12 protein-coding genes are annotated in these 14,293 nt (G+C 62.4%); 7 read left to right on the top strand and 5 right to left on the bottom strand.

Features of this window, described 5'->3' with window-relative positions:
• Positions 1-20 precede the first annotated feature (20 nt).
• Together CAG02_RS22180 and CAG02_RS22175 are read right to left on the bottom strand one after the other, a co-directional pair.
• Positions 21-1,748, bottom strand: a complete 1,728-nt coding sequence (locus tag CAG02_RS22180; protein WP_085712553.1) for a ShlB/FhaC/HecB family hemolysin secretion/activation protein — start codon at positions 1,746-1,748, stop codon at positions 21-23.
• Positions 1,749-1,853: 105 nt separating this feature from the next.
• Entirely contained in the window at positions 1,854-2,987 is a 1,134-nt protein-coding gene (locus CAG02_RS22175; protein ID WP_085712554.1) for an MFS transporter, read from the bottom strand.
• A gap of 97 nt (positions 2,988-3,084) precedes the next feature.
• On the opposite strand from CAG02_RS22175, the gene CAG02_RS22170 reads away from it, so the two are divergent.
• From CAG02_RS22170 to CAG02_RS22160, 3 genes are all read left to right on the top strand, one after another.
• Complete coding sequence (locus CAG02_RS22170) at positions 3,085-3,849, top strand: helix-turn-helix transcriptional regulator (RefSeq protein ID WP_085712555.1); 765 nt, start codon at positions 3,085-3,087, stop codon at positions 3,847-3,849.
• Between the two features lie 96 nt (positions 3,850-3,945).
• Entirely contained in the window at positions 3,946-5,067 is a 1,122-nt protein-coding gene (locus CAG02_RS22165) for an HlyD family secretion protein (protein ID WP_085712556.1), read from the top strand.
• Positions 5,064-6,656, top strand: a complete 1,593-nt coding sequence (locus CAG02_RS22160; protein ID WP_085712557.1) for a DHA2 family efflux MFS transporter permease subunit — start codon at positions 5,064-5,066, stop codon at positions 6,654-6,656. Before CAG02_RS22165 ends, CAG02_RS22160 begins: the two co-directional genes overlap by 4 nt.
• A gap of 4 nt (positions 6,657-6,660) precedes the next feature.
• Here the strand turns inward: CAG02_RS22160 and CAG02_RS22155 are convergent, their stop codons facing one another.
• Complete coding sequence (locus CAG02_RS22155; protein ID WP_085712558.1) at positions 6,661-7,101, bottom strand: carboxymuconolactone decarboxylase family protein; 441 nt, start codon at positions 7,099-7,101, stop codon at positions 6,661-6,663.
• Positions 7,102-7,330: 229 nt separating this feature from the next.
• Here CAG02_RS22155 and CAG02_RS22150 point away from each other — a divergent pair, with 229 nt between their 5' ends.
• From CAG02_RS22150 to CAG02_RS22135, 4 genes are all read left to right on the top strand, one after another.
• On the top strand, positions 7,331-7,837 hold the full coding sequence (locus tag CAG02_RS22150) for a sigma-70 family RNA polymerase sigma factor (protein ID WP_085712559.1): 507 nt from the start codon (positions 7,331-7,333) through the stop codon (positions 7,835-7,837).
• Complete coding sequence (locus CAG02_RS22145) at positions 7,837-8,796, top strand: FecR domain-containing protein (RefSeq protein WP_085712560.1); 960 nt, start codon at positions 7,837-7,839, stop codon at positions 8,794-8,796. The genes CAG02_RS22150 and CAG02_RS22145 overlap by 1 nt, the downstream gene beginning before the upstream one ends.
• A gap of 99 nt (positions 8,797-8,895) precedes the next feature.
• Complete coding sequence (locus tag CAG02_RS22140; protein ID WP_085712561.1) at positions 8,896-11,319, top strand: TonB-dependent receptor; 2,424 nt, start codon at positions 8,896-8,898, stop codon at positions 11,317-11,319.
• 81 nt (positions 11,320-11,400) lie between these two features.
• Entirely contained in the window at positions 11,401-11,697 is a 297-nt protein-coding gene (locus CAG02_RS22135; protein WP_085712562.1) for a hypothetical protein, read from the top strand.
• Positions 11,698-11,754: 57 nt separating this feature from the next.
• On the opposite strand, the gene CAG02_RS22130 is transcribed toward CAG02_RS22135, so the two are convergent.
• Positions 11,755-13,326, bottom strand: coding sequence for a diguanylate cyclase (locus CAG02_RS22130; RefSeq protein WP_085712563.1), 1,572 nt, complete (start codon positions 13,324-13,326; stop codon positions 11,755-11,757).
• Positions 13,327-13,515: 189 nt separating this feature from the next.
• Positions 13,516-14,289, bottom strand: coding sequence for an aldolase (locus CAG02_RS22125; protein ID WP_085712564.1), 774 nt, complete (start codon positions 14,287-14,289; stop codon positions 13,516-13,518).
• Between the last annotated feature and the right edge of the window lie 4 nt (positions 14,290-14,293).

Genomic DNA, 14,293 nt, shown 5'->3' with positions numbered 1-14,293 from the left:
TGGCTGTTGTTCACTGACGTTCATATCTGTAATCCGACCCGCATCAGCCAGGTTTCAGGCTCGCGGTGCAGGCCGGTCGGGGTGTTCAGGCTGCGTTGGTAATCGACATCCACCTGCAGGTTTTTCCAGCCCAGGTTGAGGCCGATGCTGGCGCCGCTCAGGCGTTGAACCGGGGCGCCGTGATCGGCCTTGATCCAGCCGTGGTCGAGGCCGACACGCGGGGTGAGCTGCACCGGCAGATCGGTGCGCAGCGGCAGGCGCAAGGTGTTGCGCCAGATCGCGCCGCTGGCGCCGGACGCGCTGCTGACCCGGTAACCGCGCACGGCGGAATCGTCGGTGCCGAGCAGTTGTTCGATGGCCGGCAACGGATCCGGGCTGTACTGCACGTTCAGTTGGCTCTGCCATTGCCAGGCTTGCGCACCGAACTGGCCGTTGCGCCACTGGCTGAGTCCGGCGCGGTACTTGCGAAACTGTGCCTTGGGCAGGTTCTTGACCTGATGATCGGCATCGTCGTCGGCACCCAGCCAGCGCAGGCCCTGGGCGTAGTTGAAGTCGAGGTTCCACACCGCGCGGTCGAGCCAGAACAGATTGAGCCCGGCCTCGGCCACGGTCAGGGTCGGGCTCTGGATGCCGAGGCGGACGTTTTCCAGATAGCTGTCGACATCCTTGTGCGCCAGTTGCAGGTTGGCGCTGAGCTGATGGCTCTGGTCGCGCCACAACACGCGGTCGGCGCGCAGGCTGAGCTGATCGGTGATGCCGGTGCTGTACAGCGTCGTGCCCGGCAGTTTGAACGGCGCACGGTATTCGGCATGGCTGGCGAACGTGCTGAACGTCCAGTAACCATAAGGAATTGCGTAATAGAGGCTGGCGTTACGGTTGTAGCGGTCGCCCTGATTGAGGGTGTCGCTGGCACTCACGCTCAACAGGTCGTTGAGTTCGAGCGGGCTATCGAGGCTCAGGCTCAGCGTGTTGCGGTCGCGCCCGGTGCTGGCGCTGCCAAGGTTGTCGAAACCGGCGCCGAGGGCCCAGCGCGACTGCCCGGAAGTACGCGAGCGCAGGATGATTTTTGACGCCCCGGGCTGGCTGCCGGGGGCGATGTCGGCGGTCAGATCGAGCGAGCGCAGACGGTTCAACTGATCCAGCCCTTGCTCCAGATCCCGCAGATTCAGCGGCTTGCCGAGCATGCCCGGGAATGCGCCACCGAGAGACACCGGCAGGCTCTGGTCGGCCAGTTCGATGGACTCGATGTAGCCTTCGTCGATCAGGATATCCAGCGACTGCCCCGCCGCTGGCGCGCTGCTCAGATATGGCCGACTGGCGATGTAGCCCTTCTCCACGTAGAGCGCGGTGATGGTCGCCAGCAGATGGTTGATCTGGCCGACGCCCATGCACGGCGCCAGCAGTGGTTTGATCCGGGCGTTGAGCTGGTCTTTGTCGATCAGCGTGACCCCGCCGATGCGCGTGCCGCTCAGGGGCCAGCAGCGTTCGTCGGGCTTGATCGAATCGGGAATGGCCGGGGTGGCAGGCGTCGGGCCGAACGCGCCGCGCTCCAGTTGCCGCTTGCGCTGTTCAAGTTGCAGTTGTTGCAGATCGCGCTGTTGCTGTTGCTGCTGGCGCAGCACTTCCTGGCCTGGATTCGACAGTTCGGCGGCGAAAACGCTGGGCGCACACACACTCAACAACAAGGCCGACAACAGCGGACGAGGCAGATAACTACGACGAGAAACAGCGCGAATCGAATACGGCACTCAACATCCTTGCAATCAAATGGCTTAATGCCATCCCATCAATTGCAGTGATAGTCAGAGCCTTCCTACACAAATGCAAGACGCTTCCTACATCGCTTACATTTCTTAAACAAATGCGTTTTTAGCACGGATCGCCAGCGATAACGCCAGCAAGTTGCAGACCATCAGGGTTTCCCCGAGGGCCTGAGACCACGCCGCCAACATCAATCCCGCACCGATCAGCAGGTAATAAAACAGCCCCAGCAATGCGCCGGCGGTACCCAAACGATCCGTGTAATTGCGCAAGGCTGAGCCGAGGATATTCGGGATTGCCATGCCGAACGCCAGTACCACCAGCAGCATCGGCAATACGAACCAGACGTACGCTTCCAGCAGCCACACGCCGATGCCACCGAGCAAACCGGTCAGAGCTGCCAGGCGAATCAACTGCAGTGGATGGCAATCGATTTGCAGCAATTTTTTGTTAAGCCATGCTCCAAACCCTGAGGCCAGTGCGAGCATCACGCCGCTGTAGCCGAACCACTCGCCGCTTAGGCCGAGACGTTCGAACTGGAAAGGTCCGAGGCTGTAATAGCTGAGCAACGCGACGTTGAACGATGCAATCCACAGTGCCGAACGCCAGATACCGGGATCACGCAACATATCGCCCATGGTTGCGAACAGGCCGACGGAGGTCAGTTGTGGCGGACGGGTTTCCGGCAAGGTGCGCCAACTCCAAATCCACAAGATCGAAGCCAGCAGCAACAACGCAACGAGCACACCGCGATAGCCAAAGCCTTGAACCAGACTCGCCCCGCTGAACAGACCGATGGCGGGGCTGGCCGCCAGTGCCATACCCACCAGAGAAAATACGTGGGCCAGTTCGGTTCCGCGAAAACGGTCGCGCAGTAAAGTCTGGGTCACCACCGAGCCAACAGCAGCGCCGAATGCCGCCAGCGCCTGGGCCATCAACAGACCGTTGAAACTGCGCACGCTCAAGCCAAGTACGCAGGCAACCGCATAAATCGCCAGACCGGCGAGCATCGAAGGCCGCCGGCCAATCCGGTCACATACCCGCCCCCATGTCACCACGCCAAAGGCAAACGCCAGGAAGTACACCGACAACGTCTGCGCCGCCACTTGCGGACCAACATCGAACGCCCGGCCGATATCCCCCAGCGTCGGGCTGAACAACGTCTGGGCGATCTGCGGAAACATCAGCAGTGCAATCGCCAACATCAAAAACGTTCTATGGCTCATCACCATGACTCCTCAACAAAAACGCCGAGGAGTTTAAAAAGTTGTGGCTGGCGTATTATCCGAACCCTGACAATTTATCGTTGAAATCGGACAACCTATGGCCTGGCTCGAAGCCCACGACCGTTTTGACCCGGATCGCTTCCCGGCGCCGGTAGTCGGCATCGCTTCCACCCTCGGCGATCACGACTCCGGTCTGCATCGACATCAGCGCGGGCAACTGCTCTACACCCGACAGGGCTGCACCCGCATCACCCTGGCGCAGCAGTTGTGCCTGCTGCCACCGTCGCGTGCAGCGTGGATTCCCGGCGGCGTCACGCATCGAGCGGTGATGCAGCAAAGCGTCGATTACCGCTCCATCTATCTGACACCCGAGTTGTGCCACGACCTGCCGCAACAGGTCTGCGTGATCGAGGTCAGCCCGCTGCTGCGCGCCGTGCTGGAACCGATGGCGATTGCCGATTTCGATACCGATTGGCAGCAGGGCAAATTCGTCCATCTGCTGGGGCTGTGCCTGAGTGAAATCCGCGGGGCGGCGCAGCAACCGATGCTCCTGCCTCTGCCCCGGGACAAACGTCTGGCGCCGCTTCTTGCCACACCCGAAAAACTCCCCCCGGAACTGCAAGTGCTCGAGCAACAGATCGGCGCCAGCAGCCGCACCATCGGCCGGATCTTCCAGCGCGAAACCGGCATGAGCTATCAACAATGGCGCCAGCAGTGGCGACTGATGCGTGCCATGGAATTGCTCGCCACCGGGCGCAACCTCGGCTATTGCGCATTTGAACTGGGCTTCGCCAGCGACAGCGCATTCATTGCGTTCTTCAAATCCATGACTGGCAGCACACCCGGCACCTGGCTCAGATAAGCAACTGACGACCGGCGATAAAAATCAATTGCCACAAAATATTACTCGCGTCATATTACAGCCGTAATAACACCCTCGCTTCGCAGGTATTACGCCATGACCAGCATGCCCACCGTTGAACCCGACCTCGCCGTTCCGGTCAGCGCTCCCAAACCTCCCCTGCTCAAACGCCTGCTGTTGCCCACTGCGGGGCTGGCCGCGCTGGTATTCGCCGGGCTGTATGCCGTGCATTGGTGGGGAGCCGGACGCTTTCTCGAAGAAACCGACGATGCCTACATCGGCGGCGATGTCACGGTGATCGGGCCGAAAGTCGCCGGTTACATCGAAGAGGTGCTGGTCAGCGACAACCAGTCCGTGAAGGCCGGCGACGTGCTGATCCGTCTTGACGCCCGCGACTACCGCGCCAATCTGGCCAAGGCCGAAGGTGCCGTCGCCGCTGAAGAAGCGCTGCTGGCCAACCTCGATGCCACCGAACAATTGCAGCAAGCAGTAATCGGTCAGGCCCGCGCCGGCATCGATGCTGCCGGTGCCGAAACCGCCCGTTCCCGGGACGACAACGCACGCTACAAACGTCTGGTCACTACCAATGCGGTTTCGGTGGAAGCCGCGCAACGGGCCGACGCCACCTTCAAAACTGCCCAAGCCCTGAGCGCCAAGGCCCAGGCCGAATTGCTCGCAGCGCAACGCCAGCTCTCGGTGATCGAAACCCAGAAACAACAGGCCCGCGCCGCCCTCCAGCAAGCCCGGGCCGAGCGTGATCTGGCGCAACTCAACCTCGGCTACACCGAATTGCGCGCCCCGGTCGACGGCGTGATCGGTAACCGTCGCGCGCGGGTCGGCGCTTACGCCCAGGCCGGTTCACAACAGCTGTCGGTGGTGCCGGCCAGCGGTTTGTGGGTCGATGCCAATTTCAAGGAAGACCAACTGGCGCGGATGAAACCGGGCCAGCGCGTAAGCATCCGCGCCGACGTGTTGTCCGGCCAGGAGTTCCATGGCCGCCTCGACAGCCTCGCCCCGGCCACCGGTTCGCAGTTCAGTGTTCTGCCGCCGGAAAACGCCACCGGCAACTTCACCAAGATCGTGCAGCGGGTGCCAGTGCGGATCCTGCTCGACCCCGCCGACAGCGTGCTCGGCCATCTGCGTCCAGGCCTGTCGGTGACCGCTGAAGTCGACACCCGCGCCCAGCCTGAAACCACCGCCGTGGCCAGCGCGCCATGAGCCGCGCCCTCGCCGTCCCCGCGCAGCCGTTCAATGCCGCCGAAATGGCGACCTCGACCAAAGTGTTCGCCTTCGCCACCCTGTGCATCGGCATGTTCATCGCGCTGCTGGACATCCAGATCGTTTCGGCCTCGCTGCGGGATATCGGCGGTGGACTGTCCGCCGGCACCGATGAAACGGCGTGGGTGCAGACCAGTTACCTGATCGCCGAAATCATCGTGATTCCACTGTCGGGCTGGCTGTCACGGGTGTTCTCCACGCGCTGGTTGTTTTGCGCCTCGGCGGTCGGTTTCACCCTTGCCAGCCTGTTGTGCGGCGCGGCATGGAACATCCAGAGCATGATTGCCTTTCGGGCGCTGCAAGGGTTTCTCGGCGGTTCGATGATTCCGTTGGTGTTCACCACGGCGTTCTTTTTCTTCACCGGCAAGCAACGGGTGATTGCTGCCGCCACCATCGGCGCCGTGGCTTCGCTGGCGCCGACATTGGGCCCGGTCATCGGTGGCTGGATCACCGACATTTCGTCCTGGCACTGGCTGTTCTACATCAATCTGGTGCCGGGGATTTTCGTTGCCGTGGCGGTGCCGATGCTGGTCAAGATCGATCAGCCGGAACTGTCGCTGCTCAAGGGTGCGGACTATTTGAGCATGGTGTTTCTGGCGCTGTTTCTCGGCTGCCTGGAATACACCCTCGAAGAAGGCCCGCGCTGGAACTGGTTCAGCGACCAGACCATCCTCACCACCGCGTGGATCAGCGCGCTCGCCGGCGTGGCGTTCGTTGGGCGCACGCTGCACGTGGCCAATCCGATCGTCGACCTGCGTGCCCTCAAGGATCGCAATTTCGCCCTCGGCTGCTTCTTTTCCTTCGTCACCGGCATCGGCCTGTTCGCGACGATCTACCTGACGCCGCTGTTTCTCGGTCGGGTGCGTGGTTACGGGGCGCTGGACATTGGTCTGGCGGTTTTTTCCACCGGGGTGTTCCAGATCATGGCGATTCCGCTGTACGCCTTTCTGGCCAATCGCATCGACCTGCGCTGGATCATGATGGCGGGCCTGGCGTTGTTCGCCTTGTCGATGTGGGAATTCAGTCCGATCACCCACGATTGGGGTGCCGGGCAATTGCTGCTGCCGCAAGCCCTGCGCGGAATTGCCCAGCAACTGGCGGTGCCGCCGGCGGTGACGTTGACCCTTGGCGGTTTGGCCCCGGCGCGGTTGAAACACGCCTCGGGCCTGTTCAACCTGATGCGCAACCTGGGCGGTGCAATCGGGATTGCCGCGTGCGCGACCATTCTCAACGACCGCACCAACCTGCACTTCACCCGGTTGGCCGAGCATCTGAACAGCAGCAACGAAGCCTTGAACCAGTGGCTGGCCCAGGTCGGCGGCAACTTCGCCGCACTGGGTCAAAGCGGTGACGTGGGCATCACCGCCGGCCTGCATCAATTATGGCTGCTGACCTACCGCGAGGCGCAGACCCAAACCTACGGCGATACGTTCCTGATGATCATGGTGTGCTTCGTGATCGCCACGGCGATGGTGCCCTTGATGCGCAAGGTGCAACCACCGGCCGCGCCGAGTGCCGATGCACATTGACCGATCAGGCCTGTGGGGTTTTGCGAAAGCCCACGGCCAGACGGTTCCAGCTGTTGATGGTGCTGATGGCTACAGTCAGGTCGACCATTTCTTTTGGCGAGAACTGGGCAGCGACGGCTTCGTAATCTTCGTCCGGGGCGTGGGTCAGGCTCAGTTGGGTCAGGGACTCGGTCCACAGCAGCGCGGCGCGTTCGCGGTCGGTGAAGAATGGCGCTTCACGCCAGGCCGTCACGGCGAACAGGCGACGTGGAGTTTCGCCGCCCTTGATCGCGTCTGCGGTGTGCATGTCGATGCAGAACGCGCAGCCGTTGATTTGCGAGGCGCGCAGTTTCACCAGTTCGATCAGGGTCTTTTCCAGCGGCAGTTTCGAGACGGCAGTTTCCAGGGCGATCATCGCTTTCAGGGCATCTGGGGAAGCGGTGTAGAAATCGGCACGAGGTTTCATGGTGGTTCTCCGGGGCGAGTGAATGTGTGGCTACGTTAGTCCCGGGGCCGGGCCAAACAAATAGCCAATCTCCCGGAAGACGGGTAGGCCACTCCTTTCTGGCGCCAGAAAAGAAAGTGCAACAGGGCAATTGCCAGCGCTCGTTCCACGCCACTAGAATGCGATCCATTCTTAATTGCACTCTAATTGCAGCCAGGCATCGGATGCCCGCAACGAGTATCTGCCGCCCATGTCGCCTTTTGATCCGCCATTGAATCAGCAAGTCCAGACGCTCTACAGCGAACACCACGGGTGGCTGCAGGGCTGGTTGCAGCGCAAGCTGGGCAATCGCTGCGATGCGGCCGACCTTGCGCACGATACGTTTCTGCGCCTGCTCAGCCGTCAGGTGGTCAAACCGCTGGGCAGCGAACCCCGGGCACTGCTGACGCACATCGCCAAAGGTCTGGTGATTGACCGCTGGCGGCGTCAGGACATCGAGCGCGCCTACCTGGAAACCATCGCCAGCCTGCCCGCCGCCGAGGTGCCGTCGCCGGAAACCCGCTACCTGATTCTCGAAACCCTGTGGCGCATTGAAGCGTTGCTGCGCGAGTTGCCGGCGCAGACCCGCGACACTTTCCTGCTGTCGCAGATCGAAGGCCTGACCTATGCGCAGATCGCCACACGCCTGAATGTTTCGCTGATCACCGTCAAACGCCATATGCGCGCCGCGTTCATTGCCTGCCTGAGTGTCGCCTGATGAGTTCGTCGATGATCAATCCGCAGATTCTCGGTGAAGCCGCCGACTGGCTGGTGCAGCTGCATTCGGGAACCGCTTCGCCGTCCGATCATCAGGCCATCGCCCAATGGCGCAATCGCAGCGCTGAACACGCCATTGCCTGGCAACGGGCCGAAGCCCTGCTCGGTGATTTGCGCAGCGTGCCGGCCAATGTCGCGATCCAGACCCTGCAACGGGCTTCGCGCAAAGAAGGCCTCAGTCGTCGCCAGACCCTCACCCGCCTCGGCCTGCTGTTGATGGCCGGGCCGTTGGGCATCGCCTCGCAACATGTGCCGTGGCAGCAATGGACCGCCGACCAGCGCACCGCCGTCGGCGAACAAAAAACGCTGCAACTGCCGGACGGCACCCAACTATTGCTCAACACCGACAGCGCCGTGAACATTGCTTATAGCCCGGTCGAGCGCCGGGTGCTGCTGCTCAACGGCGAGGTGCTGATCAACACCGCCAGCGATGCTGCCGCCCGCCCGTTCATAGTCGAAACCCCGCAAGGCCTCGCTCGTGCGCTCGCCACGCGTTTCTGCGTGCGCACCGAGGGTTCGCGCAGCCTGGTGTCGGTGCTGGAGGGCCAAGTGCAAATCACCCCGGAATTGCTCAAGCAAAACGCGATCATCAATGCCGGCGAGCGCCAGCGCTTCAAGCTCAACAGCTTCGACAGCGCCGAAACCTTCGACACCGCCAGCCTGGCTTGGGACAAGGGCATGCTGCTGGCCAGCAACATGCGTCTGGACGAATTGCTCGGCGAGTTGAGCCGCTATCGTCGCGGCGTCTTGCGCTGTCATCCGGACGTCGCGGCGATGCGTGTGTCCGGCGCGTTTTCCCTGCGCGACACCGACGCCAGCCTGCGTCTGCTCAGTGAAACTCTGCCGCTGAATATCAACAGCCTGACCCGCTATTGGCTGTCGGTGGAGCCTCGCGTCTGAGCCTTTGGAAAAAACTTTCAATGTTCACTGATACCTTTTCGCGCCTCGTCCGGTGAGTGGATAGACCTTTCAATTCCACGCGCCCGACAGGATCGCCGAATGACCGCATTGCTCACGCCCCGCCCCGCCATTTTTCCATTCAAGGCCCTGAGCCTGGCCCTGGCTTTCGGCGCACTGTTGCCGACTGTCGGCCACGCAGCCGACAGCATCAGCGAAAGTGCCAGCCAGAACGTCAACATCGGCCCGGGCTTGCTCAGCCACGTGCTGGCGCAATTTGCCGTGAGCGTCGGCGTGCCGCTGTCGTTCGACCCGGCGCAATTGGGCAATCGTCAGAGCCCGGGCCTGCAAGGCAATTACACCGCGCAAAGCGGTTTTGCCCGGCTGCTGGAAGGCAGCGGTTTCGAACTGATCAGCACCGGCGACAACGGCTACACCGTGGCGCCGAAAGTCGCGACGGACGGCGCGCTGGAACTGGGCGCCACCACCGTCAGCGCCCTGCACGACAACAGCGATGACACCTACGGCGGCGAACAGGTCGCCCGTCGCGCGCAGGTCGGCATGCTCGGCAATCAGGCAGTCAACGACCTGCCCTTCAGCGTCACCAGTTACACCGCCAAGACCATGGCCGACCAGCAGGCGCAAACCATCGGCGACGTGTTGCTCAACGATGCCTCGGTGCGCCAGTCCAATGGCTTCGGCAACTTCTCGCAGATGTTCATGATCCGTGGTCTGCCGCTGGCCTCCGATGACATTTCCTATAACGGCCTGTACGGCGTGCTGCCCCGGCAGATCATCGCCACCGAAGCGCTGGATCGCGTCGAGTTGTTCAAGGGCCCGAATGCCTTCGTCAACGGCGTGACCCCGAGCGGCAGTGGTATTGGCGGCGGGATCAACCTGCAACCGAAACGCGCCATGGACACCCCGACCCGCAGCATCACCCTCGACTACAGCGCCGACGGTCGGGTCGGCACGCATCTGGACCTCGGCCAGCGTTTTGGCGAGGACAACCGCTTCGGTGCCCGGGTCAACCTGATGCAGCGCGAGGGCGACACCGCGGTCGATCAAGAAGACCAGCGCTCGTCGCTGTTCAGCGTCGGCCTCGACTACCGCGGCGAGCGCCTGCGGGTCTCGACCGACTTCGGCTATCAGAAGCAGGTGATCAATCAGGGCCGCTCGGTGATCTATGTCGACTCAAGCCTGAGCAAAGCCCCCAAGGTGCCGCACGCCAACGCCAGCTACGCCCAGAGCTGGAGCTACTCGCAACTCGAAGACACTTTCGGCATGGCCCGCGCCGAATACGACCTCAACGATAACTGGACCGCCTACGTGTCCGGCGGCGCCAAGCACACCCGGGAAAACGGCGTGTACTCGTCGTTGACCGTCACCGACCTCAACGGCAACGCCCGTGGCGGCATGCTCTATCCGCCCCACGACGAGGACAACCAAAGCGCAATGGCCGGCCTCAACGGTCACTTCGACACCGGCCCCGTCAGCCATCAGTTGAATGTCGGCTGGGCAGGCATCTGGGGCGAGCAACGCTCGGCGTTCGAAACCATCGGCAACGCCTCGCGCTACTCCACCAATCTGTACAACGTCACCGACAAGCCGCGCCCGCCGGCCACCTCGTTCGCCGGTGACATCAACGATCCGCGCGTCGTCGGCAAGAACACCCTGCGCAGCGAAGCGATTTCCGACACCCTCGGTTTCCTCGATGACCGCGTGCTGCTGACCCTCGGTCTGCGCCGCCAGCAAATGAAAGTCGATGGCTGGGCCACGGCCACCGGCGCGCGCACCTCGAGTTACGACGAATCGATCACCACTCCGGTCTACGGCTTGGTGATCAAGCCCTGGGAACATGTGTCGTTCTACGCCAACCGCATCGAAGGTTTGGCCAAGGGCCCGACGCCGCCGACCAGCGCGATCAACCGCGACGAAACCTTCGCCCCGGTGCGCAGCAAACAGGTCGAGGCCGGCGTGCGGCTGGACATGGGCAGCTATGGCGCCAGCCTCGGCGTCTACCGCATCGAGCAGCCGTCAAGCTACACCCAGGACGGGATCTTCCGGGTCGACGGCCAACAGACCAACAAAGGCGTGGAACTCAACGTCTACGGTGAACCCGTCGACGGCCTGCGCCTGCTCAGCGGCGCGACCGTGATGAAGACCGAACTCGACGGCAGCAGCAACGGCGTCAACGACGGCAACCGCGCCATTGGCGTGCCACGCTTCCAGTTCAACATCGGCGCCGACTGGGATGTTCCGGGACTCGAAGGCGCAGCCCTCAGCGCCCGCATGTTGCGCACCGGCGGCCAGTACCTGAACGCGGCCAACACCCAAAGCATCCCGTCGTGGAACCGATTCGATCTCGGCTCGCGCTACGCCTTCAAACTCGATGAAAAGCAGATCACCCTGCGCGCCAATCTGGAAAACGTTGCCAACGAAGCCTATTGGGCCTCGGCCAATGGCGGCTACCTGACCCAGGGCGCACCGCGTACGTTAAAGGTTTCGGCCACCGTGGATTTCTGAGTACCACTGGTCACCCGGTCGGCACCAAGCGATGCGCGCTTCAGACCAATATCAGGTAAATCCCCTTTCTGGAGACGTACCATGAAGACGCGCACATTGACCTCGATGCTGCTGGCCGGTTTGTTGGCCACAGCGTCCGCCGCCAGTTTTGCCGCCAATGACGGTGCCAGCACGTCGGGCACCCAGTCCGGCGCCAACGGCGGGACGAGCATGCCGCCAGACAACACCACTAAACGACCTAACGACGGCCCATCCGACGGGATGAAAACAGGAACCGGAACCAACGGCAGCGCCAGCGGCTCAGGTTCGGGCGCGGGTGGTGGAACGGGCGCAGCGGGTGGCGGAACGGGTGGTTCCGGGGCCGGCACCGGCGGCTGAACGAACAAGAGCAGGCCATGGTGAGCGCATCATGGTCTGTGTCTGAACCCTTTTCCGTCAGCGATCCGAACGCATCAACTCGCCAACGCCACCGTCCATCGACAACACCGCCGCGCGATTGCGGCCCGCGTTCTTGGCCTGATACAGCGCCGCATCGGCGCGCTGGATGAACAGTTCCGGGCTGTCGTTGCCCAGCGGAATGAACGAATAACAGCCCAGGCTCACGGTGAGGTAACCGGTGGGGGAGCCGCTGTGGGTGATGTGTTTGTCCATGACGCTGCGGCGGATCTGCCCGGCAATCGCCAGCGCGCCATTGATGTCGGTGTCCGGCAACAGCACCGCGAACTCTTCGCCACCGTAGCGCACCGCCAGATCGGGCTTGCGCTGGCAACAGTTCTTCACCACTTGGGCAACCTGGGTCAGGCAGTGGTCGCCGGCCACATGGCCGTAGGCGTCGTTGTAGCGCTTGAAGAAATCGATATCGAGCATGATCAGGCTGACCGGGCTCGACTGCCGGGCGCCCCGGGCGAACTCAATCTCCAGCGACTGCTCGAACAGGCGCCGGTTGGCCAGTCCGGTCAGACTGTCGTGCGTGGCAATCAGCTCCAGCGCCCGCTGGGCCTTGATCAGGTTTTTCTCGATCCGCTCACCGTCGCGCACCTGATGGATGAACACCCAGCCAAACAGCCCCACGCCGAGCATCACCAGCGCCACGATCACGCTGGACTGAAAGGCACGGTCATGCCAGCCCTTGAGAATCGTGTCCCGCGATGAAGAGGCAGACACCACCAGCGGATAACTTTCGAGCTGCCGATAGCCATAAAGGCGCGTGACCCCGTCGACCACCGAATCGATCATTGCCGTGCCGGCCGAGGCGTTGGGGAGCAATGTCTGGTAGATCTCGCCCTTGGCCAGCGAGGTGCCGATCAAGGACTCGTCGAACGGCCGGCGCGCAAGCAAGGTGCCGTTGGTCAGGCCGAGGAACATGGTGCCGTTGTCGTCCAGGCTGAAACTTTTGAAGAACTTGTCGAAGTACGACATCTTGATGCCGGCCATCAGCACGCCCTGAAAATTGCCGGCGTGGTCGTTCACTCGCTTGGAAATCGGGATGATCCACTCGCCGTTTTCGCGACTGCGTATCGCCGGGCCGATGTGCGCCACGGACGACACGTTCTGCTGGTGATATTTGAAATACTCGCGATCCGCCACGCCGTTACCGCGGGGCAGATCAGGGAATGAGGTAATCACCCACTGCCCTTCGCGATCGAACAGGAACATGCCGTGCAACTGCTCCAGCTGCTGCACCCGGCGTGCGAAGGTCCTCTGCAATCGCGGTCTCTGCGCCGCGCCATAACCGTCTTCCTGAATCCAGTCGACCAGGCTGGTCATCACCAGATCGGCGGCCAGAAAGGTGTCTTCGGCCTGCTGCGCCATCGCCCGGGTCAGGTTGGCCGAAGCCATCTGCGCATTCGCCAGATCCTGCCGGCGCGACTGTTCGATCTGCAAATACAGCAAACCGGACAGGCACAGACACACGGCAACGATGAACAGCACCGCCGCCTTGCGCAGGGGCAAACGCTTGAGAGTGCCGCCGGGGGCCTGATGCGGATCGTGAATGGGGATAGGCAAAAGCGTGTCCTGGGCAGGTACGACAGGGGCAAAGGCCCGAAACCCTTGTTTTTTTGTGAGCGTAGCCCACCGGATAGTGCGGGGCAACCAAGTGCCACCGAGACAATCCCGACCCCGTTGATATCGGCGCGCAGGTCAATTGGATGACCTGCGATGCGAATTATTTTTGCCCGCACGGTTTTGCCTGCATCAGCCCTGACTCGCCAACCGTCGCATCGCACTGCGCAAATGCGCCCGCGCGCTTTCGGGATCGCCTTCGCGCATCTGCTCGTACGCCCGTTGCGCAACCGCATGCGGCACCGGTTTCAGTACCCGTTGCGTGGCCATCGCCAAGAGCTGCACCTGGGCGGCACGCTCCATGTAATACAGATCATCCCAGGCCTCGGCGATGGTCGGCGCGGCGACGATCACGCCGTGATTCTTCAGGAACAGAATGTCGGCATCACCCATCACCCCGGCGATGCGGTCACCTTCACGTTCGTCCAGCGCCAGCCCGTTGTAGTGCTCGTCCACCGCCGTGCGCCCATAGAACTTCAGCGCGGTCTGGCTCAGCCACAACAGTGGCGGCCCCTCCAGCAGGCACAACGCCGTCGCATTCGGCATGTGCGTGTGGAACGCGACCTTCACCCGAGGCAGTCGCTGGTGCAGGCGTGCATGAATGTAAAACGCCGTAGCCTCTGGCTGGCCCTCGCCGTCCACCACATTCCCTTCGAAATCGCAGACCAGCAGGTTATGCGCCGTGACTTCGGAAAACGCATAGCCATAGGGATTGACCAGAAACAGGTCATCGTGCCCCGGCAACATCGCCGAAAAATGATTGCAAATCCCCTCCTCCAGCCCGTGCAGCGCCGCCAGTTGAAAGCACGCCGCCAGCTCCTGGCGGGCGGTGATGACGGCTTCGCGGTCGAGGTTCAACGAGGTGAAACGTGCAGCTCGGACGCTGCCGGTCAGGGTATGGGCCATGGCG

It is taken from the genome of Pseudomonas sp. R43(2017), assembly GCF_002112345.1.
GTDB classification, from domain to species: Bacteria; Pseudomonadota; Gammaproteobacteria; order Pseudomonadales; family Pseudomonadaceae; genus Aquipseudomonas; species Aquipseudomonas kribbensis.
The sequence above is the reverse complement of the archived record's forward strand: the minus strand, read 5'-3'. Positions and strand labels throughout refer to the sequence as shown.

Excerpts from the sequence above, each read along its gene's own strand:
- CAG02_RS22175 (WP_085712554.1), bottom strand. The coding sequence starts at position 2,987 with ATGAGCCATAGAACGTTTTTGATGTTGGCGATTGCACTGCTGATGTTT.
- CAG02_RS22170 (WP_085712555.1), top strand. The coding sequence starts at position 3,085 with ATGGCCTGGCTCGAAGCCCACGACCGTTTTGACCCGGATCGCTTCCCG.
- CAG02_RS22165 (WP_085712556.1), top strand. The coding sequence starts at position 3,946 with ATGACCAGCATGCCCACCGTTGAACCCGACCTCGCCGTTCCGGTCAGC.
- CAG02_RS22160 (WP_085712557.1), top strand. The coding sequence starts at position 5,064 with ATGAGCCGCGCCCTCGCCGTCCCCGCGCAGCCGTTCAATGCCGCCGAA.
- CAG02_RS22155 (WP_085712558.1), bottom strand. The coding sequence starts at position 7,101 with ATGAAACCTCGTGCCGATTTCTACACCGCTTCCCCAGATGCCCTGAAA.
- CAG02_RS22150 (WP_085712559.1), top strand. The coding sequence starts at position 7,331 with ATGTCGCCTTTTGATCCGCCATTGAATCAGCAAGTCCAGACGCTCTAC.
- CAG02_RS22145 (WP_085712560.1), top strand. The coding sequence starts at position 7,837 with ATGAGTTCGTCGATGATCAATCCGCAGATTCTCGGTGAAGCCGCCGAC.
- CAG02_RS22140 (WP_085712561.1), top strand. The coding sequence starts at position 8,896 with ATGACCGCATTGCTCACGCCCCGCCCCGCCATTTTTCCATTCAAGGCC.
- CAG02_RS22135 (WP_085712562.1), top strand. The coding sequence starts at position 11,401 with ATGAAGACGCGCACATTGACCTCGATGCTGCTGGCCGGTTTGTTGGCC.
- CAG02_RS22125 (WP_085712564.1), bottom strand. The coding sequence starts at position 14,289 with ATGGCCCATACCCTGACCGGCAGCGTCCGAGCTGCACGTTTCACCTCG.